The sequence below is a fragment of the Corynebacterium lipophilum genome (genome assembly GCF_024102595.1).
In the GTDB taxonomy this organism is placed as follows: Bacteria; Actinomycetota; Actinomycetes; order Mycobacteriales; family Mycobacteriaceae; genus Corynebacterium; species Corynebacterium pseudogenitalium.
Map to the genome: position 1 here is coordinate 136,067 of NZ_JAEUWV010000003.1, position 22,689 is coordinate 158,755.

Genomic DNA, 22,689 nt, shown 5'->3' on the forward strand with positions numbered 1-22,689 from the left:
CTTTTGAGAACAATCGTTCACCTACTCCAACGCACTGGGTGTTGTTTTAGTTCCATGCGCCCAAAGAATTTGTCCGGATCACGCCACTGAGCGTGGCCTCTGCAGCAATCTGCACCACAATTCATGTCCATCTTTCTGGCAGCGCTATACTTCTGTACGTTTGTCGCACTCCAGGAAGGTCGCCATCCCATGCCGCCCCCAATATCAGGTTCTCACCGCTATGTCCCCGCCCTCGACGGGATCCGAACGCTAGCGGTCATGCTGGTTATCGCGTACCACCTCAACCTCCCTGGGTTCAGCGGTGGCCTGCTAGGCGTGGGCGTGTTCTTCACCCTCTCGGGGTACTTGATCACGCTTAACCTCATGCGTGGGCACTACCGGGATAACTCGCTGCACCTGAAGACGTTTTGGGTCAGGCGTTTCCGCCGTCTCATACCTGCGATGCTGACCACAGTGTTGGCAGTCGTGATTCTTTCCGTCGCGTTCGATGCGGGCAACCTTCGTGACCGCTCGTTTGAAGCGTTGAGCTCCATTTTCTACGTGAACAACTGGCATAACATCGCCGTCGGTTCATCGTACTTCGATCAGTTCAATGGCCCCGGTCCGCTGGACCATATGTGGTCACTGGCGATCGAGGAACAATTTTATCTCTTGTGGCCGCTGTTGCTGTGGGTGCTGCTGAGGGTGTTCCGTCGTGGGTGGATTGTCGCCGTCGTGACCACGGTGCTCGCCGGAGCTTCCTTTATCTGGATGTGGGTGCTCGCTGATCCTTCTATCGACGCGACTCGCGTCTACGAGGGCACTGATACCCGTGCGGGCGGGCTGCTCCTCGGCGCGGTCTTAGCAATCGTGGTTTCCTCACGGAAGCACGCCGGTAAGAACATTGGTTCCTCCCCTGTTCTGAGCACCGTTGTTGGCACCCTCGGCTTCGGCGGCATCTTCGCGCTGAGCATGCTCGTCGCGCAGGAAAACATGTTCTTGTACAAGGGTGGGATCCTGCTTCTGAACCTTGCGTCAGTTGCTGCTATCTACTCAGTCATTGGGGCGCGCGGCCCCTGGACGACCATTTTCAGCTGGGAGCCGCTTCGCTGGATCGGCGAACGCTCCTACGGTATTTACCTGTGGCACATGCCGGTGATTTACTTCATGCCGGATGCGTGGTTGCAGGATCACCGCGTGTGGTCCTCCATCCTCGTGTTTGTGCTTTCGACTGCACTTGCTGCGCTGAGCTGGACCATGTTTGAGAACCCAATCCGTCGCAATGGCGTGTTCGGGCCCCTGAAGCAATTCCGCGCACACCCGTTGGAGGCACTCCGCCCGATCACGCTTGGTTCGACGATTACGCTCGCCGCAATCATTGCAATAGGCATCCCGGCTGTGTTCGCCATGGATACCTCGAAGCCGAACACCACCATGTCCCTGCCTCAGGATGCGCAACGCGGAGGCACGCGCGACCATCGCGAGGGAAAGGACAAAGCCAAGGAAACTGAGGAAAGCTTGACGACGTCCGCCTCTGAGAAAGCTTCATGGGAGGACCAGCCTTCGGACGTGTAGATGAGCTGCGAGAAGGTCATCCACGTCGGCGATTCCACCTCGATTGGCATGTTCGATATCAACCAGCTTCCTGAAGGCGCGGTCACTGCGATTGACCGATACTTGGACGCTGGCGCAAGCGAGGTAGATACGAGCGTGTTTGGCGCTCGCGCGACGAATCAGGGATTCAACGGCAACGGAGAGAACTACCCGTCTGCGATTGAGTCCGTGCAGCAACTGCTCGCCCAGGGTGCAGCTGACGATGGCACCTGCTGGGTCATCGCCACCGGCGTGAACGACGCCGCCAACGCAGACGCTGCCCGCTCCTACGGCTACGACCCCACGGGTGAGTTGGAGGCAAACATCCGCAAGATGCTTGACCTGTTGGAGGGCTACCGCGTGATGTGGCCGACAGCCGCAACGGGTAACCCGTCGAATGGCTACTACGCCAACGAGAACATGGACGAGTTCAATGTTGCATTGCGCAAGGTTGCGAAGGAGCGTCGAGACGTAGTCGTCTACGACTGGGCGAGCGAGGCGCGCTCCAACTTGGATTGGTTCCTCGCAGACGACGAGGTGCACTACAACGCCACCGGCAATGACATCCGTGGCAAGCACTTTGCTGCCGCACTTGCTCACGCGTTCCCGAAGGATATCCCGGTAGACGCCATCCCAACGGACGCGGAGGTGACTTCCAAGGGGCCGAAGCTATAGTTTTGGGCATGGCCACTTGGAAAGAAATTGTCGCTGCAAACCCTGACCACTCCGAGAATTACGCCCAGCGGTGGCGCAACTTCGTGCAACAGGGCAAAGATATCGACGGGGAGGCCCGGCTTATCGACGCCCTCTCCGCCCGCCACTCCCGCATCCTCGATGCAGGGTGCGGGACTGGTCGCCTTGGCGGCTATCTGGCAAAGCGTGGACATATCGTCTTCGGTGTGGACATCGACCCGGTGCTGATCGGGTACGCGAAGCAAGACTTCCCCGAAGCAACTTGGGTAGTTGGCGACCTTTCCGCCGATCCGATCGAGGTCCGCGATATCGATATTGCGGTCTCGGCAGGCAACGTGATGGGGTTCCTCGCCGTCGACGGTCGCAGGCCCGCGCTTGAGAACATCTTCCGAACGCTACGTCCGGGCGGACGGTTCGTCGTCGGCTTCGGGCGTGGGCGCGGATGGGAGTTCGACGACTTCCTCACCATGTGCCACGAAGTCGGGTTCCAGCCACAGCACCAGTTTGCGAGCTGGGACTTGGAGCCGTTCACGGAGCAGTCCGGGTTCTTGGTTGCTGTGTTGCAAAAGCCAAAGGTTGATGAGCAGGCCGTTCGCTCGTTAACGAACCTACTCTAATAGTTCGCTGGCCCGACCTTACTGAACAAGGTTGACGCGATTCGCCATCCGTTGGCTACCGCCAGACGTGTAGAAGTGCACCGAGTTGTTCTCGTCTTCGGGGTGATCGCACCACATGTCACGGCCATCGCTGCCCATCTTGCACACCATCGGGTAGGTTTCGCCGGTGACGGGACTCGTCACCGAGATATCAGCCCGCGGCACCGCGTTCACGTTGGGGTTCGCCGCTACGTAGCGCCAGGTTGCGGCGTAGGCGACGTCGAAGATCTCAGCTGCAAATTCGCACGATGTTGCGGGTCCCGCCTTGATTCGGTCGCCGAACTCAGTGGCGCCACACTCCCCTCCTACTTGACCAGTGTTGATGGAGTGGCGCGTTGAAAATGTATGAGTCTCGGTATCCTCGGAGGCGCTGGTTGGGGCGGCGGTGTCCTCCGCGTGTGAATCTGTGGTGGTGATTGTTTGGGTGATCGTGGCCGGGGCTGCATCGTTGCTGCTGGAGCTCGAACCACTGTCACCGGAACAACCCACAACGCCCAAACAAGCGACTGCGATCATCCCGACTGCTGCGTATTGCTTCATTGCTTCCTCAAGGTCTTCGGAGAAAAGGGGTGCCCACAGCATAGCCGATAGGAACACAAAAGGTCCCGCTACCTGTAGGTATGCGGGACGTTGCGTTGTGCCCCCAGTGGGACTCGAACCCACACTGAATTGATTTTAAGTCAACTGCCTCTGCCGATTGGGCTATAGGGGCGCACGGGCCCATAGTACAGGCAGCACCGGGAAAACTCCCAATAGGCACCACCGGACAAAGCCCGGTAGAAACCGCTACTGGCTCACACTGATGATGCGTTTCTTTTTCCTGCCACCGTCGCCATCGGACTCACCAGTAACGGAGATCTTCTCGGCATCGAAAATGTCCGCGATGAAGTCGGCGACCCACTGCAGCAGCTCCATGTCGCGCAGGTTTGGCTGGTTGATGCCTTTGCCTTCACGTGGCATTGGTACCTGCAGTGTCTTTGCCGCAGCACGGTAATTCGCTCCCGAGTACAGGCGCTTCAACCTGACTTGCTTCGAGTCTGGCAACTCCACGGGGTGGAACTTGATCCTCGTGCCTTGAGTCAAGATATCCGAGATTCCAGCAGTTCGAGCCAAGTGGCGCACGCGTGCAACCGCGAAGAGGCGCAAGACCTCGGTCGGAAGTGGTCCGAAGCGGTCGATCATTTCCTCGGCAACCTTGCGCAGGTCCTGCTCATCGCGGGCCTCGGCAAGTTTTCGGTACACGTCCAGGCGCAGGCGCTCGGCGTTGATGTAGCTTTCGGGGATGTGGGCGTCGACAGGCAGATCCACTCGGATCTCCTTCGGGCCCTGGTCTGTCGCGTCGACGACTTCGCCGGTCATGAGCGCCTTGTACGTTTCGACGGCCTCCCCGACCAGCCGGACGTACATGTCGAAGCCAACACCTGCAATGTGGCCGGACTGCTCCGCGCCGAGCACGTTGCCGGCACCGCGCATCTCCAGGTCCTTCTGCGCGACAGCAATGCCGGCGCCGAGGTCGTTGTTCTGTGCGATGGTCGCAAGTCGGTCGTAGGACGTTTCGGTGAGTGTCTTCTCTTTCGGGTACAGGAAGTACGCGTAGCCGCGTTCGCGGGAACGCCCGACGCGCCCGCGCAGCTGGTGCAGCTGGCTCAGACCCATGTTCTGCGCGTTCTCCACGATCAGGGTGTTAGCGTTGGCGATGTCCAGGCCGGTCTCCACGATGGTGGTGCAGACAAGCACGTCGAATTCGCGGTTCCAAAACCCTTGGACTGTCTGCTCAAGCTGCTGCTCACCCATCTGCCCATGCGCGACCACGACGCGGGCCTCGGGTACGAGTTGCCGCAGGGAGCGCGCCGTCTTCTCAATATCGGAAACGCGGTTGTGGATATAAAACACCTGGCCGTCGCGGAGCAGTTCGCGTCGAATAGCTGCCGCAACCTGCTTCTCTTCCTGCGGGCCAACGTAGGTCAGCACCGGGTGGCGGTCCTCCGGAGGAGTCGTGATCGAGGTCATCTCGCGGATGCCCGTCAGGCTCATCTCCAGGGTCCGCGGGATTGGCGTCGCGGTCATCGTGAGCACGTCGACGTGACTCTTCAGGGCCTTGATGTGCTCCTTGTGCTCTACGCCGAAGCGCTGCTCCTCATCCACAATGATGAGGCCAAGCTGCTTCCAGAACACGCCCGTCTGCAGCAGACGGTGTGTGCCGATCACAACGTCGACGGAACCATCCGCCAACCCTGCCATAATCTCCTTAGCTTCCTTCGCTGAAGTAAAGCGCGACAGCTCGCGAACGGTGACCCCGAAGCCGTCCATGCGCTCGTTGAACGTGGAGTAATGCTGCTGGGCAAGAAGCGTCGTCGGCACAAGCACCGCCACCTGCTGTCCGTCTTGCACTGCCTTGAACGCGGCGCGAACAGCAACCTCGGTCTTTCCGAATCCCACGTCACCGACGATCACGCGGTCCATCGGTGTCGGCTTCTCCATGTCCTCCTTGACCGCCTCAATGGCAGCGAGCTGGTCCTCCGTTTCTACGAACGGGAACGCGTCCTCCATCTCGTGTTGCCACGGCGTGTCTGGGCCGAAAGCGTGGCCCGGCGCGGCCTGACGCTTAGCGTAAAGCTCAATGAGTTCGCCGGCGATCTCACGTACGGCGGCGCGCGCCTTGCGCTTGGTGTTCTTCCAGTCGGAGCCGCCCATCTTGGACAGCGAAGGCTTCTCGCCGCCGGTGTATTTGCTCAGCAGGTCGAGGGATTCCATCGGCACCCAGAGCTGATCGCCGGGCTGGCCGCGCTTAGCTGGTTGGTATTCCAACACGATGTACTCGCGCCGGGAGGCTTCGTCACCGGTTTTGATGGTGCGCTCGGCCATCTTGATGAACTTGCCGATGCCATGCGTGTCATGCACAACAAAATCACCGGGAGTCAGCGCGAGTGGGTCCACCCGGTTCCGGCGCCGCGGGCGGCGCCGCTTCGCGCCAGCGATGTCGCCGACGCGGTTGCCGGTCACGTCGGTTTCTGTCACTACCACGAGGTTGGGTCCGGGGAACACGAGACCTGCATGTGAAAGGGACTGGTAGACCGTGACCGCGCCATCGACGGGTTCCAACCCAGGGGTGGCGATGCGCGCCGAGATACCGTGCTCCCTCAGTCGCTCCGCCATGCGCTCAACGGTGCCCTTCGCTGGCGCCACGAACGCTACCTTGCCCCCGTTGGTTTGCACGTGCAGTTTCAACGTCGCGTAGAGCTGCTCAATTGCTTTGGGCTCGCCCTTCGGTGCGGGTGCAGCCTCGAATTCCAGCGGCAGCGTCATCGCATCATCGGCGGCAAACATGCCTGGAGGTGCGAATGTCCACCACGCGTTGCCCGCGTTGCGTGCCGACACTTCCAACGACTCGAACGAACGGAACGAGGACGCCGATACGTCCAGCCCCTCCACAGCAAGCGGGCCCTCCGCACCCATCGCCGCGGCCTCCCACCCAGCTTCCAAGAATTCCTGGTCCGTGGCTTCGAGGTCCGCGATACGGGTGCGCACCTTTTCAGGCCCAGAGACGAACACAATGCTGCCCTTCGGCATGAGCTCCGGCAGCACCGAGTACTTCGCGTCGCTGAGCACCGGGATGAGTACCTCTTCCCCATCGGCGTGGGTGTGCTCAGAGATCCGCGTGAGCAGCTGCACCAGCGTGGTATTCGACGGGTTCGTGCGGGCAAGCTCATCGGCGCGTTTGGCCACGCTGGCGTCGATAATTAACTGGCGCGCCGGAAAAAGCTCGACGGATGTGAGCTCCTCGATGGTGCGCTGGTCGGCGACGGCGAAGCTTCGGATGTCGGTGACTTCGTCGCCCCAGAACTCGAGGCGCACTGGGTACTCGGCGGTGGTCGGAAAGATATCGATGATGCCACCGCGCGTGGCGAACTCCCCGCGCTTTGCCACCATGTCGACGTGCTCGTAGGCGAAGTTGACGGCTTGTTCGGTCAGCTCCGTGAAGTCCCACTCGGTATCGACTTTCACTGTAATCGGCTCCACCGCGGGCAACACTGGCTGGCAGAAGGCGCGCGCCGAGGCGACGATGACCTGGGGCATCTCCCACAGCACCTTCGCACGGGCACCCACGACATCAGGCGCCGGCGACAACCGCTCGTGAGGCAGCGTCTCAAAAGCGGGGAAGTTGGCGACCTTGCCTTTTCCGAGCATCGCCTGCAGTTCAGCAGTCAGATCCTCCGCCTCGTGGCTCGTTGCGGTCACCAACAGCACCGGAACCTGGCGAGCCAGCGCACCCGTAGCCCACGAACGAACCTGGTCAATTCCAGTCACGTGCAGCGAGTCGACGCCGATGTTACCCACCAAGCCCTTAAGCTTCGGGTCGGTAAGCGCCATAGTGAGCAAACCACCCAACGCAGGCGCCTGAGCTGTCTGTTCTTCCACTACTGTTCCTCCACTTCGTTCGTCATGATGCGGGGCTGTGCCTCCAACCCGCTCAACCCGTTCCAGCACAGGTTCGAAATGTGCGCCGCGACCGTCGCCTTATCCAACCGCGTATCGACGCCCCGTTGGTCCAACCACCACAACGCCGTATTCGACACGGTCCCAACCAGCGCCTGCCCGTACAGTGCCGCCACCGAAGCATCGAGGCCGCGGTGCTCAAACGCACGCTCAAGCAGGTAGGACACCTCCGCAGTTACGCGGTTCAGCACTGTCGAGTACGTTCGTTCACGTCCGAGGATCCTACCGTGCACCAGGATGATAAACCCATCAGTTTCCTCATCGATGTACGTCAGCAGAGCCAACACGCCATTATCAATGCGCTCTCGCCAGCGTCCGTTCTGGATCACTTCGACAATCGTGCGCTCGAACCGCGCCATCTCCTGCGAAACGACGGCGTCGTACAACCCGGTCTTACTGCCAAAGTGTTCGTACACGACGGGCTTCGACACATCTGCACGCAGCGCAATCTCCTCCATGGAGATTCCATCAAATCCACGTTCTGCAAAGGCAGCGCGACCAATTGCGAGCAACTGGTCCCTGCGCTGCGTTCTTGTCATTCGCTGCCGAGCCATGCATTCTAGCTTAGAGCCCACCCCGGGCATCACCCCGACAGCCCGTAAACTGCCAGCTCATCACACTTTTTAACATTTCGTGAGGTTTCGGTTACACTAGGTCGAGTAATTCCCCATGGTGTAATCGGCAACACTACGGTTTTTGGTACCGTCATTCTAGGTTCGAGTCCTGGTGGGGAAGCTTTTTATTGCCCCCGCTACCTGGCGCTTTGCCTGGGTTGGGGGTGTTTTTCGTTTTCCAGCGGGGTGAACTGTGGGGCGTTTGAGGGCGTTTGTGGGGGTTTATGTAGTCAAAATGTAGTCACGAAACTGCACGATTGACTCCGTTTACCGGAAAAGCTATATTGAAATTGCAGTGGCGGCGCTGAAACACGCGTACCGCGCTAATTCCGGCGGCCAGAGCAAAGCATTGTTCTGGCCGCTGAGCTATCTCGAAGGAACCGCCATGCTCATAGCCTACCTCGATGAATTCGGACACCAGGGCCCCTACATCCGACATGACCATAAAAAGTTTAATACACACCCAGTATTTGGTTATGCCGGGTATTTGATACCGTCGCACAGCGTTCGGCAATTTGGTGGCTATTTTGAGTACGTAAAAGAACAGCTTCTTGACTGGGAAATTACGCAAGCTAATGCGCATCCAAGACGGTGGGAAAAGAAGGGATCAGCACTCTTTACCACCGCGAATATCCGCGAGTACAAGGATGAAATCAACCCAGCGACTAAGAGGCTGTACCGAAAACTGGGAAATCTTGGTGGTCAACTCTTCTTCTTTGGACAAGAGAAGCCAATTGGCCCAGTCAGCGTCACTAAAGAGACTTCTCAAGAGCGCGAGGAACATTGTTTGATCCAAGCCATCAATAGGCTTGGCAGGATAGCGACGAAAGCCAATGAAGAGCTGCTGGTCATCATGGATGCAACTGATACGGACAACCGTGAACGTGCGGTCGCAACACTTGGCAAAACTATTTACAGCAAAACCAACAAAGATAACCGCAGCATCATTGAAGTTCCGATTCAGGCCGACAGTCACTTATACGGAACTATCCAGTTTGCTGACTGGACGTGTGCGTTGCTCGGACGGCTCACAGACTACCACTTCGCAGAACGGTCACAATTTGCTTGGTCGGTCGACCTCTGTAGAGATGTGTTCAAGCGCTGTTCGCCCTCCAGCAACTCGATTATTTGGAGCAATTCAACCGATCACTCATTGAAGTGCTCTCCAAAGCATCTAATAAACACGACAAAGTTTTGGGAAATCGCTGCGGAGCACGAAGCCAGAAACAAACGCCGTATGCAAGGCAACCAACAAATGCTGCAGCGCATCGTCTCGGCAGGTTCCCCTGACTTACAACGGAAGTTAGACGCCATTCGCGGAGGCAAAGCTTCCAAGTAATTCTTAAACCTTTTCAGGTCGTGGTCTTCCTGGAACTTAGCCTAGTGGTGATGCCCCTCCGGCATCGGCCGCAGGTTCGCCTTCTGCCCAGGCTCAACCATGACGAACTGCCCCATCATCCCTTCATCTTCGTGGAAGAGCATGTGGCAGTGGTACATGTACGCCAAGGTCGGATCCGGGTGCCAGCCGAACTCCACAATGAGGGTGACGGTTGACAGTGGCGGTACATAGATCGTGTCGTGCCAGCCTTCGGTGAAAGCAACCTCGCCGTTGTCCACCTTGTCCACCAGGAACCTGGCGTTGTGGACGTGGAAGTTGTGTGGCCAGTCGGAGTTCTCGTTAGTGACGCGCCAGATTTCCGGACCGTTGTGGTCGATGACAAAGTCGACGCGTTCCATATCCATGGATTGCTCGTTGATCTGGAAGCCGTTGAGCCGGAATTCACGCGTCGGCGCGCCGCTGACATCGGGGCGCACCACGGGGATGAGTTGCGTCGGTAGCGCGTCGAGAGGGGTGTCGTGTGTCGGGGCTGCGATCTCAAGCAGGTCGAAGGTGTCTTGCAGACCGAACCCGTTAGCAACTTCCTCGTCAGGCAGGCCTCCCCCATTCGGGACGCCGTCGCTGCGCAGCACCAAGTCCTTACCGACTTCAAGGTCCACGATGATCTCCACACGCTCGCCTGGGCTCAGCAGGACCGCGTCGGCTTCGATGGGGGCGTCGAGAAGCCCCTGATCGGTTGCGATGATGTTGAACGGCACGCCGAGGCTCAGGTGGTGGAAACGCATCGTTGCACCGTTGAAGATGCGAAGTCGGACACGGCTTGTCGACGCCTCAAAGCGCGGCTTCGTGATGCCGTTAACCAGCGGCGTTGTCCCGAGGAGGCCATAAGTTGGGTCGATGGTTTCGTCGAGCTGGCCGTCCTCGGTGAACTTCGCGTCGGTGATGATGACGGGGATGTCGTCGACGCCGTACTCCTGCGGCAAGCCGAGTGCATCAGCTGCGTCATCGGCGATGACAATGCCTCCGGCGAGCCCGCGGTAGGCGTGCAAAGCGGAGATCTCGTGCGGGTGCGGGTGGTACCAGCAGGTGGATGCGGCCTGCTCGACCTGCCATGTCGGCTCCCAGCTCGTGCCTGGATCGAAGATGAGCGCTGGACCGCCGTCCGCCGCCGCGGGCAAGTGCAGGCCGTGCCAGTGCACCACCGTGGGCTCATCGAGCGCGTTGTTCACCTTCATCTCAATGGTTTCACCCTGCCGCATGTACAGCGTAGGACCAAGCCAGGGGCCGTTGAAGCCCCAAGTCTTCGTCGTGGTGCCGGGCACGATTTCGTACTCGCCTTGCTGCGCGGTCAGCTCAAAGCTGCGCGTGGTGCCATTGAGCGTGCCTTGCTCCAGCGGCGGGATAGGAAGCGGGCGGGCTTCGGCCTCAGCGCCTTCGGGCGTCGCCTGGCCGGAGCGTACCCCTCCCGGGCCTTCCCCGGCGCACGCCGCCAACAGCGCAACCTGCGTAAACAGTGCGCCTTTAAAGAATGTCCTTCTACTGATGACGTTGCGGTGAGCGCGTGCCGAAGCCATGGGTTCTCCTCTTTCGAATGCGTAAACTCTGCTGCCGACCCTACTATCTTTGGTATGACGTCTCACGAGGAGTACAACGCACGCAGATTCGTGTGGGCCAACGGCTTGCAGGGAATCGGTGACCAAATCGTTGCTGCAAAGACAGTATTACCGTGGCTGTTCACAGCTGCCGGGGTACCAGCCCTATTCACGGCATTCTTGGTACCGATCCGCGAATCAGGCTCAATGCTGCCGCAAGCCGCGCTGAGCCCATGGGTCACCTCGCAGCGTTCGCGAAAATGGGTGTGGTTGGTTGGTTCGTGGGGCCAGGCCGCATCAGCTGGTCTGATCGCGCTTTCTGCGGCGCTGCTCAGTGGTGCTGCCTTAGGCGTTGCGGTTGTCATCCTGCTTGCAGCGCTCTCGATCTTCCGTGCGCTGTGTTCAATCTCAGGCAAAGATGTGCAGGGACGAACCGTATCGAAGGGTCGCCGTGGTCTCATCACGGGGCGGGCTACCGCGCTGTCTGGCGCCGTCACCCTCGCGATCGGTGTCCTGTTCGCAATTCTCCCGAATGACCTACCCCGATGGGTCCTGGTGACGCTTCTTGCGGCGGGCGCCTCCACGTGGGCGTTCGCCTCCCTGGTTTTCCGCACCATTAAGGAGCCTGAAGAGGAACCCTCGGAGGCCTCCAGCAAGGGGTGGGCACGCCAAACGTGGGACCTGATTAAGGACGACAGGAACCTGCAGAAGTTCCTCATCGTTCGCTCCCTCATGCTGGTCACCGCCTTATCGACGCCATTTATTGTCGTGCTGGCCCAGCAACAGGGCACGAACCTTTCCTCACTCGGCGGCTTCATCCTGGCGTCGGGTGGCGCCGCACTCGTTGGTGGAAAGGTCTCCGGTATGTGGGCGGATAAGTCGTCGAAAAACGCGATGGCGTGGGCTGCTGGCACCGCATCCGTCGTGCTCGTGCTCTTGGTGATGTCTGGGCACTGGCTTGCTCCCGAGGTCAACCGCTGGATCATGCCAAACGGGTTTTTCCTGGTCAACTTGGCGCACACGACGGTGCGCGTGGGCCGAAAGACCTATCTCGTGGACATGGCGGAGGGTGATCGACGCACGATGATCACCGGCGCCGCGAACACAGCGATGGGGATCGTCCTGCTGATCGTCGGTGCGATTTCATCGGCGGTTTCGACCCTTGGACCTGAGGCAACGCTGCTGTTCCTGGCCGCAGTCGGCGCGGTGGGTGTGTGGCGCGCGGCAGGTTTGAAGGATGTGTCTGCAAACTCGCGCGCGTAGCGCGTTATGCTGTTGTGCAGTTGGTTTTATACCTCATTCACCGATGAATTAAGGAGTACCCGTTCAGTGGTAAATCATCCTGAATGCGCCGTCGTAGTCCTCGCCGCAGGTGCGGGCACGCGCATGAAGTCCAGCATCCAGAAAACACTGCACGAGATCGGCGGACGCAGTCTGCTCGCGCACTCGCTGCACGCAGCCAATGCGGTAGGCCCGCAGGAGCTCGTCGCGGTTGTCGGCCACCAGCGCGACCAGGTCTCCCCCGCCGTCGATGCCATCGCCGAGGAGATGGGGCGCAGCATCAAGCAGGCAGTGCAGGAGGAGCAAAACGGCACGGGCCACGCGGTGCAGTGCGGGCTTGAGGTCATCCCAGACTTCGAGGGCACTGTCGTTGTTACGAACGGTGATGTGCCGCTGTTGCAGCCATCGACAATCACCGAGCTTATCGACGCCCACAAAGCCACCAGCGCCGCCGTCACCGTGCTGTCGCTCGAGTTCGACAACCCAACTGGCTACGGCCGCATCATCCGCGACGCTTCCGGCAACGTGTTGGAAATCGTGGAGGAAAAGGACGCTAACGAGGAACAGAAGAAGGTCCGTGAGGTCAACTCCGGCGTGTTCGCCTTCGATGCCGCGGTCCTGCGCGATGCGCTGACCCGCATCGACGCCAACAACGCGCAGGGCGAGCTCTACATCACCGACGTACTCGGCATCGCGCGCGGCGACGGCAAAGCCGTCAGCGCCTACGTGGCGAAGGACCCTCGCGAGTTGGCCGGCGTGAACGACCGCGTGCAGCTCGCCGAGGCCGGCAAGGAACTCAACCGTCGCCTGGTCGAGCGCGCCATGCGCGCCGGCGCCACTGTCGTCGACCCTGCTACGACATGGATCGGCGTGGATGTTGAGATCGGCCAGGACGTCATCATTCAGCCAAACACACAGCTGTGGGGCTCAACCGTGATTGGCAACGGCGCGACCATCGGCCCAGATACCACCTTGACGGACATGGAGGTCGGCGAGGGTGCACAGGTTGTCCGCACGCAGGGCTCCCTCTCCGTCATCGGCGCGAACGCGAACGTCGGCCCATTCACGTTCATCCGCCCAGGCACCGAACTTGGCGCGAATGGCAAGCTCGGCGGATTCGTCGAAGCCAAGAACGCAAAGATTGGCGAAGGCTCAAAGGTGCCACACCTGACCTACATTGGCGACGCCACCGTTGGCCGCGAGTCCAACATCGGCGCATCGTCTGTGTTCGCCAACTACGACGGCGTCCAGAAGCACCACACCACGATCGGTGACTACTGCCGAACTGGCTCGGACACGATGTTCGTAGCGCCAGTAACCGTAGGCGATGGCGCGTACACTGGCGCAGGTACGGTGGTAACAAAGGATGTGCCGGCGGGTGCGCTGGCCATCAAGGAAGGCCATCAGCGCAACATCGAAGGTTGGGTTGAGGCCAACCGCCCGGGTACGGACGCAGCGAATGCTGCAAAGAAAGCACGCGAGAACTAAAGGATCACCATGACTGGATATTCCACGGAAAGCCAAAAAGACCTCAAGCTATTTACTGGACGCGCCCACCCTGAGCTTGCGGAGGCCGTCGCAAAGTGTCTGAACATCGAGTTGGTACCGACCACCGCGCGCGATTTTGCGAATGGTGAAATCTTTGTCCGCTTCGAAGAGTCCGTGCGTGGCTCGGACTGCTTTGTGATGCAGTCGCACGCGCAGCCGCTGAATAAGTGGCTGATGGAGCAGCTCATCATGATTGATGCACTCAAGCGTGGTTCCGCAAAGCGCATCACCGCGATTCTGCCGTTCTACCCGTACGCCCGCCAGGACAAGAAGCACCGTGGCCGCGAGCCTATCTCCGCCCGCCTGGTTGCTGACCTGCTCACCGCTGCCGGCGCAGACCGCATCGTGTCCGTGGATCTGCACACGGATCAGATCCAGGGCTTCTTCGATGGCCCGGTCGACCACATGCACGCTCAGCCAATCCTGGTGGACTACATCAAGTCCAAGTACCCGATGGACAACCTCGTGGTGGTCTCCCCTGACGCTGGCCGCGTGAAGTCGGCTGAGAAGTGGGCCAATATGTTGGGTGATGCCCCGATGGCGTTCGTGCACAAGACTCGAGACATCGACGCCGCGAACAAGGTTGTCTCCAACCGCGTTGTCGGCGACGTCGACGGCAAAGACTGCATCCTGATGGACGACATGATTGATACCGGTGGCACCATCGCAGGTGCGGTCGGCGTGCTGAAGAAGGCCGGCGCGAAGTCGGTCGTCATCGCGTGTACCCACGGTGTCTTCTCTGACCCGGCACGTGAGCGTCTGAGCGACTGTGGCGCGGAGGAAGTGATCACGACCGACACGCTTCCGCAGAGCACCGAAGGCTGGAAGAACCTCACCGTGCTTTCCATCGCTCCGCTGCTGGCAAAGACCATTCACGAGATTTTCGAAAATGGCTCGGTAACGACGCTCTTCGAGGGACAGGCATAGCCTTACGCCTCACTTTCGGGATCTCCCCCTTGCGCGCTTCCCCGCGAAGCGGCGTCAAGGGGGTTCTTTGTGCACACCCAACGGTTGTCTGACACACGCAATTGATTAATGTGTGAGGAAGCCTCCGGCTATCCGGCAATCTTTATCGCAAGGAGTACGCCAATGAGCGGCGATGAACAACACCAAGTCACCAGCGATGGTGGCCTGCAGCGCAAGGTGAAAAACCGCCAGCTGCAGATGATCGCATTCGGTTCCTGTATCGGAACTGGCCTGTTTCTTGGTTCTGCGGAATCCATTAGCTATGCGGGCCCAGCGGTCCTGCTCACATTTTTAATTGTCGGGTTCATCGTCTATCTGCTGATGCGCATGCTCGGCGAGATGGCAGTAGCGCATCCTGTCTCAGGCTCGTTCGCGGCCTATGCTCGTGAGTTTATCGGCCCGCGCGCCGGGTTTATCACGGGATGGAACTGGTGGTTTACCACCATCGTGGTGGGCATGATTGAGCTCACCGCGATGGGTACCTTCCTCGACTTCTGGTTCCCTGACATTCCACACTGGCTCACTGCGCTTGTCACGCTTGTCGTTGTGATGCTTGTGAACGCAGCACGCGTGAGCGTGTTCGCAGAGGCCGAGTACTGGCTCTCACTGTTTAAGGTCATTGCGCTGATCCTGATGATCATTCTGGGCGTTGTGCTGGTGCTTGGTCTTGGTCCGGAACCAGCAGTCGGTTTTGGCAACCTCTTTGTCCACGGCGGATTCTTCCCGAATGGCGCATCTGGTGTGCTGTTCTCCCTGGTAGCGGTGACCTTTACATTCGGCGGCATCATGTCGATCGGCACGGCAGCTGGCGAGACAGAGCACCCGGAGAAGACGATCCCACGCGCAGTGAACTCTGTTATTTGGCGCATTTTGGTCTTCTACATCGGTGGCATGAGCGTCATCTTGCTGCTCGCGCCGTGGGACGAACAGGATATTTCCGCCAGCCCGTTCGTCAGGGTGCTCTCCTCTGTGGGAATCGACAGCGCCGCCCACTTGCTCAACCTTGTTATTTTGGTAGCGGTTGCGTCAGTGTGTAACACAATGACGTACTCGGGAAGCCGCATGCTGCGCGATCTCGCGCGCAATGGCCAGGCGTCTTCATTTTTCGCCGCAACGACCAAAAAGGGGTTGCCGCTTCGAGCTCTGCTGTTCAACGGTTCGCTGATGGGCATTGTGGTCTTCATGAACTACTTCTTTGAGGGTCGTGTGTTCGCCATCCTGCTTGCCATCATCGTCGGCTCCGAGCTGATTACTTGGGCTGCTGTGTGCTTCGCGCACCTGAACTTCCGGAAGACGCACCCCGATGTGTCGTTCCGCGCTCCGTGGTACCCAGTGGCAAACTGGATCTGTGCAGGGTTCTTCATCCTGGTGCTGGTCCTGATGGCGTTCCTGCCTGATTACCGCACCGGCCTGTTCGCTCTGATCGGCTGGGTGATCGCGCTTTCAATCATTTGGGCGTTGAAGCCGAAGTCGCGCGCCTAAAATTTTCTATTCTCTACTCAAGGAGCATCCGAGTTGATTCGCAAAGATCTCGATAGCCTTCCGTCCTACGTCCCCGGCCAGAGGAACGAGCGTGCGGTGAAGCTTTCCTCCAATGAGATTGCTGAGGGCCCACTGCCCGCAGTAGAGGAGGCGATGGCACAATCACTGCGGTCGGTGAACCGCTACCCGGACATGGGTGCGATGCAACTGCGCGAGGCGATTGCTGCCTCGCTCGGCGTCCGGTCGGAGCAGGTCGCTGTCGGCACCGGGTCTTCAGCGCTGTGCCAGCAGCTGGTTACCATGACCTCGCAGCCGGGCAACGAGGTCGTCTTCCCATGGCGGTCGTTCGAGGCGTACCCGATTTTCGCTCAGATCGCGGGAGCTACGCCGGTTGCAGTGCCATTGACGGCTGACCACCGGATGGATTTGCCAGCGATGGCGGATGCAATTACCCCACGAACTTCCCTGGTGTTTGTGTGCAACCCGAATAACCCGACGGGCACCACAATCACGGAGCGCGAGTGGGCTGACTTCATGGCCCGCGTCCCTCAAGACGTTATCGTCGCGCTGGACGAGGCCTACTTCGAATACAACGCAGCTACCGACTCCCCGCGCGGTGTCGATGAAATTCAGGTGTATCCCAACGTTGTGTGCCTTAGGACCTTTTCCAAGGCGTACGGACTGGCCGGAGCGCGCGTTGGCTACGCGTTCGGCCAGGAGGAGACGATCGATGCGCTGAATAAGGTCGCCGTTCCGTTTAGTGTGAGCTCGGTGGCACAGGTCGGTGCGCTTGCTTCCTTGTCTTCACAAGACGAGCTCCACGACCGCGTCGCCCGGACGCGCGCGCAGCGTGAGCGGCTGCAGGAGTTCTTCGCTGCATACGGTACTCCCCACTCCGAGGCGAATTTCGTGTGGGTTCCGGCAGAGAGTTTGAACGAATCACCACAGGATCTGGCGGCGCAGCTTGCTTCGCACGGGGTGCTTGTTCGCGCCTTTGATGAAGGCATCCGTATTACGGTGACAAACGAGGAAGAAACCAATGCGTGCACTGCCGCCTGGCGGGCGCTTGACAATGGTGGGCGTCGAAACCTAAGCTAGCTGGGTCTCGGCGAGGGCTGATTTTGGCCGTTATCGACGCGATATGTATCTCAGACTTTGGCCTGTGATCACTCGACGAGCAATTTGTCCGTTCAGTGGTCACAGGTTTTTTGTGGCCCAATTACAAAAGGAGTCACAAACATGGCTATTACCCCAGTTGTTGTCCCAGGTCAGAAGCGCGAAGAGTTCGGCAAGGGCGCTGCACGTCGCCTGCGTCGCGACGGCCGTATCCCGGGCGTTCTCTACGAAGCTGGCATCGACAACATCCACTTCTCTGTCGACCGCATCGAGATGACCTCCATCGTGCGCAACGAGGGCGTCAACGCCATTGTTGAGCTGGAGCTCGACGGCGAGAAGCTGCTCGCGATGGTCAAGCACATCGACCAGAACGTGATCACCCTCGATATCGACCACATCGACCTGCTCGGTATTAAGCGCGGCGAGAAGGTTGTCGTCGAGGTCCCTGTTGTCACTGTCGGCGAGGCTCACCCAGACGCAGTCGTCCTGGTCGAGTCCGACCTGATCGAGATCGAGATCGACGCTCTGAACATCCCGGACGAGATCGAGGTCAACATCGATGGCAAGGAGATCGGCGACCTCATCACCGCTGCCGACGTCACGCTGCCTGAGGGCGCTGAGCTGGTGTCCGCTCCGGATCACCTGCTGGTGAACTTCACCTACGAGCAGGTTGACGAGGATCTCGAGGCTGCAGCTGAGGAAGCTGAAGAGGGCGGCGCTGAAGCTGGCGCAGAGTCCACTGAGGAAGCTGAGTAATCCTCCCGCTGCGTTTCACAACGTTTCGACGCCCCGTTCCACATGCGAACGGGGCGTTTTGCTGTCTTTGCCTATGATGTGGGAATGACTGCTTCACCAATCATCGTCGTAGGCCTTGGAAACCCTGGCCCGAAATACGAAGGAACGCGCCATAACGTAGGCGTGTCTGTTATTGAGGAGCTCGCGGGCAGAGCAACGATGTCGCCGGCAACGCTTGCGCTGCACAAGCGCACGAATACCCAGGTTGCGGAGCTCGCCGCAGGCAGGCTTCTGGCGGACCGTCGAGTAGTCCTGGCACGTACGCAAAGCTACATGAACGTGTCCGGCGGCCCGGTCAAGGCGCTGCTTGACTACTTCGACGCCTCCCCCGCGGACCTGTACGTGGTCCACGACGAGCTTGACCTTCCGTTGGGAGAGGTGAAGCTGCGCACCGGCGGAGGCGACCACGGGCATAACGGGCTGAAGTCAGTGACCCAGTCGCTGTCGAAGCTGAAAAACGGCAAGAACTACAACAAGCTCGCGGTCGGGATTGGACGCCCGCCTGGCAAGATGCCGCCGGCGGACTACGTGCTGCGCCAGTTCGCGGCGAAAGAGCAGATCGATGTCGCGATTGCTGTTGCCGATGCGGCCGACGCGTTCATCGCCCACGCGCAGGGTTAACGGAGTTTGCCGGTACCTGCCATCCACGCTTCCACGGCCGCCGCGGGCCCCGTAGGCAAGGTGCCTCGGCGGGCACCGACTAGGCAGTAGTCATTGTTCAAGGTCATGGGGCGCAGGTAGGGGTACAGCGGTGGCAAATCTGGGTGTGCCACCGTGAATGCGCTCTGGATGCCCTGGGCGACCCGTCCGCTGAACGCCCTGCTGGCCACCGCTGGTCGATCGCTTTGGAGAAGCTCTCGGTTGCGTGGACTCGTTCCGGCTTCGCCCGACAGGAGGAAGACGCTGCCGCAGGAGACCGCCACGGCACCGGCATCAATGAGGAGGTCGACTTCCTCAGGGGTCCGCGCGCCCCCGGCGGCGATGATTGGTACCCCAATGCCCTTGAGCGCGCGGACGAGCTCCGGAGTGTCCCGCGGGTCTGGAGTGTCGTTCGGCGACCACGTTGCGCGGTGGCCTCCTGCAGAAATTCCTTGCACCACAAGTGCGTCAACGCCACGCGCGACGGCAACCTTCGCTTCTTCTTCGTTGGTGACGGTCGCCCAGGCCTGCGCGCCGGCGTTGTGTGCGCGTTGAATTTCGTGCTCGGAAAAACACCCGAACGTCGAGGAGACCACTGCAGGGCCAGCCTCGAGCGCAATCGCAAACTTATCCTCGAAGCCACAGCTCAAGTCAACATCCGGCACCTCCACCCCAAGTTCCGCGGCCAGCGCGCGGACGTCACGCTGATCGGGCGCAATCTGCTGTGGCATGAAGAAGTTCACGCCAAAGTTGCCGTCGACCTCCGCAAGTTCTTCGCGGGCCTGCGCGACGCTACAGGTCCCAAACGCAAGGAACCCAAACGTCACGGCGTTGACAAGGGCCGGCGTGGAGGGTCCTCCCGCCATCGGAGCCGCAATAATCTTCGGTAGCTGCATACCCATACGCTAACGGCTCCCACCGTGAGAATCGAGGGGTTTTGCCTTACACTAGCCTCCGTGTTGAACTTCTTCCGCCGCTTCAAGCGCGCCAACCCCGCCCCTGAGAGCATCGACTGGCTCGTGGTTGGGCTGGGCAATCCTGGTACCGAGTACGAGCGGACGCGACACAACGTCGGCTACCTCGTTGTGGACGCGCTCGCGAAATCGCTTCCGGTCATCGCAGGTCGCGATTACTCGTTCGCGGTGAAGGACGGTGTGGCCTACGCCCGCGCGCACACCTACATGAACGAGTCCGGCAAGGCCATCGCTCCGCTCGCCGCGCGCTACAAACTTCCCCCGGAGCGGATCGTGATCGTCCACGACGAGCTGGACCTGCCTCCGGGCAAGGTTCGTTTGAAGCAGGGCGGCAACGAGAACGGCCACAACGGGTTGAAGTCGCTCACGCAGGAGCTCGGGACGCGCGACTACGTGCGGGTGCGCGTCGGCATCGGCAGGCCGCCGAAAGCAAGCGGCATCGCTATCCCCGATTGGGTGCTTGCGGAATTCACAACCACCCCCACTGACGCAATCGCGTTAGCTGCCGATGCCGTCCACGCAATCACCAGCACCGGGCTCGCGCAAGCGCAAAACGAGATCCACCCGCGCAGCTAACCCGGCTCTCCTACTGGGAAGCGTGGTGGTGACGCAAAAACTGTTCCAGCGCATTCAGCATCTTCGTCAGGTCTGTGTTCTTCTGCGGGCGCGGGGTGAGGGTGCCGTTGGTGGCGTCGTCGAAAAGTGAAAGGGCAACTTGGTTGCGCACGTCGAACATCGAAAAGTTTGCGACGATCTGCCGCCAGTGCTCCACCGCGCGAATCGCGCCGTCGGCGCTGTACCCAACGAATGCGACGGGCTTCATGGCCCACTCATCGCTAAGGCTGTCGTAGGCGTTCTTCATCGCGCCGGGCACGGAATGGTTGTGCTCAGGTGTAACAAAGATGTAGCCGTCGCAACTATCGACTGCGCGAGACCAGGCGGTAACGCGCTCGTCGGCGTACTGTTTGTTCGCGCCCCCTGGTAGCGTCGCCGTGTCGAGCAGCGGGACTTGAAACTCCTGGAGGTCAAGGATCTCGTAGGTGATGTCGGGGCTGTTCGCAGCGGCTTCAGCGACCCAGTGGGCAACTTGCTCGCCGAAGCGGCCTTGGCGAATGGATCCGAGCACGATTCCGACTTTCATCACAAACCTCACAGTGTTGCGTTACGTTGACCTAATTCTTTCCCAACCGCGGCGACTATAGCACCGCCGCTTCTCACCCTACCTGCCTCCGGTTGTCTATCTCCCCCGCCTTGCGACTACGCTTGAGCACTTATGAGCACGTCTACTGGTACCCGCGCAGAGGCCCACCGTCGCCGCACGTTCGCAGTCATTGCCCACCCCGATGCTGGTAAGTCAACACTGACGGAGGCGCTCGCGCTGCACGCGCACATTATTTCGGAGGCAGGTGCGGTGCACGGCAAGGGCAACCGCAAGTCGACGGTCTCTGACTGGATGGATATGGAAAAGGAGCGCGGCATTTCGGTCGCGTCCTCGGCGCTCCAGTTCGAGTACCTCCCCGAAGGCTCAGAGGCGACCACGCCGTACATGATCAACCTGGTTGATACGCCTGGCCACGCCGACTTCTCCGAGGACACCTACCGCGTGCTGTCCGCCGTCGATGCCGCTGTCATGCTTATCGACGCCGCCAAGGGCCTCGAGCCGCAAACCCTGAAGCTCTTCCGCGTCTGCAAGGCGCGCGGCTTGCCGATCGTCACTGTGGTCAACAAGTGGGACCGCATCGGTCGCGAACCGCTCGAGCTGGTCGACGAGATTGTCCAGGAGATTGACCTACAGCCGACGCCGTTGTACTGGCCTGTCGGCGAGGCTGGCGACTTCCGCGGGCTCGCCCACATCAACGCTGACGGCGAGGCAGACAACTACATCCACTTCATCCGTACTGCTGGCGGCTCCACTATCGCACCGGAGGAGCACTACTCCCCTGATGAGGCCGCCGACCGCGAGGGCGAAACGTGGGAAACCGCCGTCGAGGAGGCCGAGCTGCTCGCCGCTGACGGCGCTGTGCACGATCAGACCCTGTTCGAGCAGTGCGTGACCTCCCCCATCATCTTCGCGTCCGCGATGTTGAACTTCGGCGTCCACCAAATCCTGGACACGCTGTGCGCGATCGCGCCGGCCCCGCAGGGCCGCGACGCCGACCCCAAGGCCGTCGAGACTTCCACCACCGCGATGGATTCCCACCGCGAGCTCGACGACGACTTCTCCGGCGTGGTGTTCAAAGTCCAAGCTGGCATGGACAAGCACCACCGTGACACCCTGGCGTTTATGCGCGTCATCTCCGGTGAGTTCGACCGCGGCATGCAGGTTACCCATGCGCAAAGCGGCCGTACCTTCTCCACCAAGTACGCGCTGACCGTGTTCGGACGAAACCGCGACACCGTGGAAACCGCCTTCCCCGGCGACATCATCGGCCTGGTCAATGCCGGATCGCTTGCGCCGGGCGACACGATCTACGCGGGCAAGAAGGTGCAGTACCCTCCAATGCCACAGTTCGCGCCGGAGCACTTCCAGACGCTTCGTGCGAAATCGCTTGGCAAGTACAAACAGTTCCGCAAGGCGCTCGACCAGCTGGATGCGGAAGGTGTTGTGCAGATCCTGCGCAACGACCTGCGTGGTGACGCCGCACCAGTCATGGCTGCCGTCGGCCCGATGCAGTTCGAGGTCATGCAGGCTCGCATGGAGCTCGAGTACAACGTGGAAACCATCACAGAGCCTATCCCGTACTCGGTGGCCCGCCGGACTGACGCCGAGTCTGCGGAGGCGCTTGGACGCCAGCGCGGCGTCGAGATCTTTACGCGCTCCGACGGCGAGCTGATCGCGCTATTCGGCGATAAGTGGCGCCTGGCCTTCATCCAGAAGGAGCACCCGAACCTGACGATGGAGCCGCTCGTCGCTGACTAGTCTGG

The 22,689-nt window shown here is 60.3% G+C and carries 19 protein-coding genes and 1 tRNA gene; 13 read left to right on the forward strand and 7 right to left on the reverse strand.

Going from position 1 to position 22,689, the window contains the following annotated elements:
• Positions 1 to 189 precede the first annotated feature (189 nt).
• From JMN37_RS04025 to JMN37_RS04035, 3 genes are read left to right on the forward strand one after another with little or no spacing between them, the layout of a single operon-like run.
• A complete protein-coding gene (locus JMN37_RS04025) occupies positions 190 to 1,554 on the forward strand; it encodes an acyltransferase family protein (RefSeq protein ID WP_256472657.1) in 1,365 nt (454 codons plus the stop codon).
• The gene (locus JMN37_RS04030; protein ID WP_252931101.1) at positions 1,555 to 2,247 is read left to right on the forward strand and encodes an SGNH/GDSL hydrolase family protein; all 693 of its coding nucleotides are present in this window, start codon (positions 1,555 to 1,557) and stop codon (positions 2,245 to 2,247) included. It begins immediately after the preceding gene.
• Between the two features lie 8 nt (positions 2,248 to 2,255).
• Positions 2,256 to 2,882, forward strand: coding sequence for a class I SAM-dependent methyltransferase (locus JMN37_RS04035; RefSeq protein WP_070362768.1), 627 nt, complete (start codon positions 2,256 to 2,258; stop codon positions 2,880 to 2,882).
• Positions 2,883 to 2,900: 18 nt separating this feature from the next.
• On the opposite strand, the gene JMN37_RS04040 is transcribed toward JMN37_RS04035, so the two are convergent.
• The 4 genes from JMN37_RS04040 to JMN37_RS04055 form a co-directional block, all read right to left on the reverse strand.
• Complete coding sequence (locus tag JMN37_RS04040; protein WP_143110580.1) at positions 2,901 to 3,461, reverse strand: hypothetical protein; 561 nt, start codon at positions 3,459 to 3,461, stop codon at positions 2,901 to 2,903.
• A gap of 98 nt (positions 3,462 to 3,559) precedes the next feature.
• A tRNA-Leu gene (locus JMN37_RS04045) sits at positions 3,560 to 3,633 on the reverse strand.
• 74 nt (positions 3,634 to 3,707) lie between these two features.
• Entirely contained in the window at positions 3,708 to 7,292 is a 3,585-nt protein-coding gene (gene mfd / locus JMN37_RS04050; RefSeq protein ID WP_083433236.1) for a transcription-repair coupling factor, read from the reverse strand.
• Positions 7,293 to 7,339: 47 nt separating this feature from the next.
• Positions 7,340 to 7,972 carry a TetR/AcrR family transcriptional regulator gene (locus tag JMN37_RS04055; protein WP_070362771.1) on the reverse strand — a complete coding sequence of 211 codons (633 nt, stop codon included), beginning with the start codon at positions 7,970 to 7,972 and terminating at the stop codon, positions 7,340 to 7,342.
• 355 nt (positions 7,973 to 8,327) lie between these two features.
• On the opposite strand from JMN37_RS04055, the gene JMN37_RS04060 reads away from it, so the two are divergent.
• On the forward strand, positions 8,328 to 9,371 hold the full coding sequence (locus JMN37_RS04060) for a DUF3800 domain-containing protein (RefSeq protein ID WP_070362772.1): 1,044 nt from the start codon (positions 8,328 to 8,330) through the stop codon (positions 9,369 to 9,371).
• A 41-nt stretch (positions 9,372 to 9,412) separates the two neighbouring features.
• Here JMN37_RS04060 and JMN37_RS04065 read toward each other — a convergent pair whose 3' ends face one another.
• On the reverse strand, positions 9,413 to 10,945 hold the full coding sequence (locus JMN37_RS04065) for a multicopper oxidase family protein (protein ID WP_071573301.1): 1,533 nt from the start codon (positions 10,943 to 10,945) through the stop codon (positions 9,413 to 9,415).
• Positions 10,946 to 10,999: 54 nt separating this feature from the next.
• Here JMN37_RS04065 and JMN37_RS04070 point away from each other — a divergent pair, with 54 nt between their 5' ends.
• The 7 genes from JMN37_RS04070 (at position 11,000) to pth (JMN37_RS04100) (ending at position 18,772) form a co-directional block, all read left to right on the forward strand.
• Complete coding sequence (locus tag JMN37_RS04070) at positions 11,000 to 12,226, forward strand: MFS transporter (RefSeq protein ID WP_252931102.1); 1,227 nt, start codon at positions 11,000 to 11,002, stop codon at positions 12,224 to 12,226.
• Positions 12,227 to 12,292: 66 nt separating this feature from the next.
• Positions 12,293 to 13,732: a bifunctional UDP-N-acetylglucosamine diphosphorylase/glucosamine-1-phosphate N-acetyltransferase GlmU gene (gene glmU, locus JMN37_RS04075; protein WP_071573299.1), complete on the forward strand. Its 1,440-nt coding sequence runs from the start codon at positions 12,293 to 12,295 to the stop codon at positions 13,730 to 13,732.
• A 9-nt stretch (positions 13,733 to 13,741) separates the two neighbouring features.
• Entirely contained in the window at positions 13,742 to 14,719 is a 978-nt protein-coding gene (locus JMN37_RS04080; RefSeq protein WP_070362775.1) for a ribose-phosphate diphosphokinase, read from the forward strand.
• A 162-nt stretch (positions 14,720 to 14,881) separates the two neighbouring features.
• Positions 14,882 to 16,240, forward strand: coding sequence for an amino acid permease (locus JMN37_RS04085; protein ID WP_070976174.1), 1,359 nt, complete (start codon positions 14,882 to 14,884; stop codon positions 16,238 to 16,240).
• Positions 16,241 to 16,273: 33 nt separating this feature from the next.
• Positions 16,274 to 17,338 (forward strand): histidinol-phosphate transaminase, encoded by a 1,065-nt coding sequence (gene hisC / locus JMN37_RS04090; RefSeq protein ID WP_252931103.1) that lies wholly within the window; start codon positions 16,274 to 16,276, stop codon positions 17,336 to 17,338.
• 141 nt (positions 17,339 to 17,479) lie between these two features.
• On the forward strand, positions 17,480 to 18,112 hold the full coding sequence (locus JMN37_RS04095; RefSeq protein ID WP_070362778.1) for a 50S ribosomal protein L25/general stress protein Ctc: 633 nt from the start codon (positions 17,480 to 17,482) through the stop codon (positions 18,110 to 18,112).
• An 84-nt stretch (positions 18,113 to 18,196) separates the two neighbouring features.
• Positions 18,197 to 18,772 carry an aminoacyl-tRNA hydrolase gene (gene pth / locus JMN37_RS04100; protein ID WP_070362779.1) on the forward strand — a complete coding sequence of 192 codons (576 nt, stop codon included), beginning with the start codon at positions 18,197 to 18,199 and terminating at the stop codon, positions 18,770 to 18,772.
• Here pth (JMN37_RS04100) and JMN37_RS04105 read toward each other — a convergent pair.
• Complete coding sequence (locus JMN37_RS04105) at positions 18,769 to 19,692, reverse strand: nitronate monooxygenase (protein ID WP_071573297.1); 924 nt, start codon at positions 19,690 to 19,692, stop codon at positions 18,769 to 18,771. The genes pth (JMN37_RS04100) and JMN37_RS04105 overlap by 4 nt on opposite strands.
• Before the next feature lie 54 nt (positions 19,693 to 19,746).
• On the opposite strand from JMN37_RS04105, the gene pth (JMN37_RS04110) reads away from it, so the two are divergent.
• Positions 19,747 to 20,340 (forward strand): aminoacyl-tRNA hydrolase, encoded by a 594-nt coding sequence (gene pth / locus JMN37_RS04110; RefSeq protein ID WP_252931104.1) that lies wholly within the window; start codon positions 19,747 to 19,749, stop codon positions 20,338 to 20,340.
• Between the two features lie 10 nt (positions 20,341 to 20,350).
• On the opposite strand, the gene JMN37_RS04115 is transcribed toward pth (JMN37_RS04110), so the two are convergent.
• Entirely contained in the window at positions 20,351 to 20,905 is a 555-nt protein-coding gene (locus JMN37_RS04115; protein ID WP_252931165.1) for an NADPH-dependent FMN reductase, read from the reverse strand.
• Positions 20,906 to 21,037: 132 nt separating this feature from the next.
• Here JMN37_RS04115 and JMN37_RS04120 point away from each other — a divergent pair, with 132 nt between their 5' ends.
• Positions 21,038 to 22,684, forward strand: coding sequence for a peptide chain release factor 3 (locus tag JMN37_RS04120; RefSeq protein ID WP_252931105.1), 1,647 nt, complete (start codon positions 21,038 to 21,040; stop codon positions 22,682 to 22,684).
• The last annotated feature ends 5 nt before the right edge of the window (positions 22,685 to 22,689 follow it).

Excerpts from the sequence above, each read along its gene's own strand:
- JMN37_RS04025 (WP_256472657.1), top strand. The coding sequence starts at position 190 with ATGCCGCCCCCAATATCAGGTTCTCACCGCTATGTCCCCGCCCTCGAC.
- JMN37_RS04030 (WP_252931101.1), top strand. The coding sequence starts at position 1,555 with ATGAGCTGCGAGAAGGTCATCCACGTCGGCGATTCCACCTCGATTGGC.
- JMN37_RS04035 (WP_070362768.1), top strand. The coding sequence starts at position 2,256 with ATGGCCACTTGGAAAGAAATTGTCGCTGCAAACCCTGACCACTCCGAG.
- JMN37_RS04040 (WP_143110580.1), bottom strand. The coding sequence starts at position 3,461 with ATGAAGCAATACGCAGCAGTCGGGATGATCGCAGTCGCTTGTTTGGGC.
- mfd (WP_083433236.1), bottom strand. The coding sequence starts at position 7,292 with ATGGCGCTTACCGACCCGAAGCTTAAGGGCTTGGTGGGTAACATCGGC.
- JMN37_RS04055 (WP_070362771.1), bottom strand. The coding sequence starts at position 7,972 with ATGGCTCGGCAGCGAATGACAAGAACGCAGCGCAGGGACCAGTTGCTC.
- JMN37_RS04065 (WP_071573301.1), bottom strand. The coding sequence starts at position 10,945 with ATGGCTTCGGCACGCGCTCACCGCAACGTCATCAGTAGAAGGACATTC.
- JMN37_RS04070 (WP_252931102.1), top strand. The coding sequence starts at position 11,000 with ATGACGTCTCACGAGGAGTACAACGCACGCAGATTCGTGTGGGCCAAC.
- JMN37_RS04080 (WP_070362775.1), top strand. The coding sequence starts at position 13,742 with ATGACTGGATATTCCACGGAAAGCCAAAAAGACCTCAAGCTATTTACT.
- JMN37_RS04085 (WP_070976174.1), top strand. The coding sequence starts at position 14,882 with ATGAGCGGCGATGAACAACACCAAGTCACCAGCGATGGTGGCCTGCAG.
- JMN37_RS04095 (WP_070362778.1), top strand. The coding sequence starts at position 17,480 with ATGGCTATTACCCCAGTTGTTGTCCCAGGTCAGAAGCGCGAAGAGTTC.
- pth (WP_070362779.1), top strand. The coding sequence starts at position 18,197 with ATGACTGCTTCACCAATCATCGTCGTAGGCCTTGGAAACCCTGGCCCG.
- JMN37_RS04105 (WP_071573297.1), bottom strand. The coding sequence starts at position 19,692 with ATGGGTATGCAGCTACCGAAGATTATTGCGGCTCCGATGGCGGGAGGA.
- JMN37_RS04115 (WP_252931165.1), bottom strand. The coding sequence starts at position 20,905 with ATGAAAGTCGGAATCGTGCTCGGATCCATTCGCCAAGGCCGCTTCGGC.
- JMN37_RS04120 (WP_252931105.1), top strand. The coding sequence starts at position 21,038 with ATGAGCACGTCTACTGGTACCCGCGCAGAGGCCCACCGTCGCCGCACG.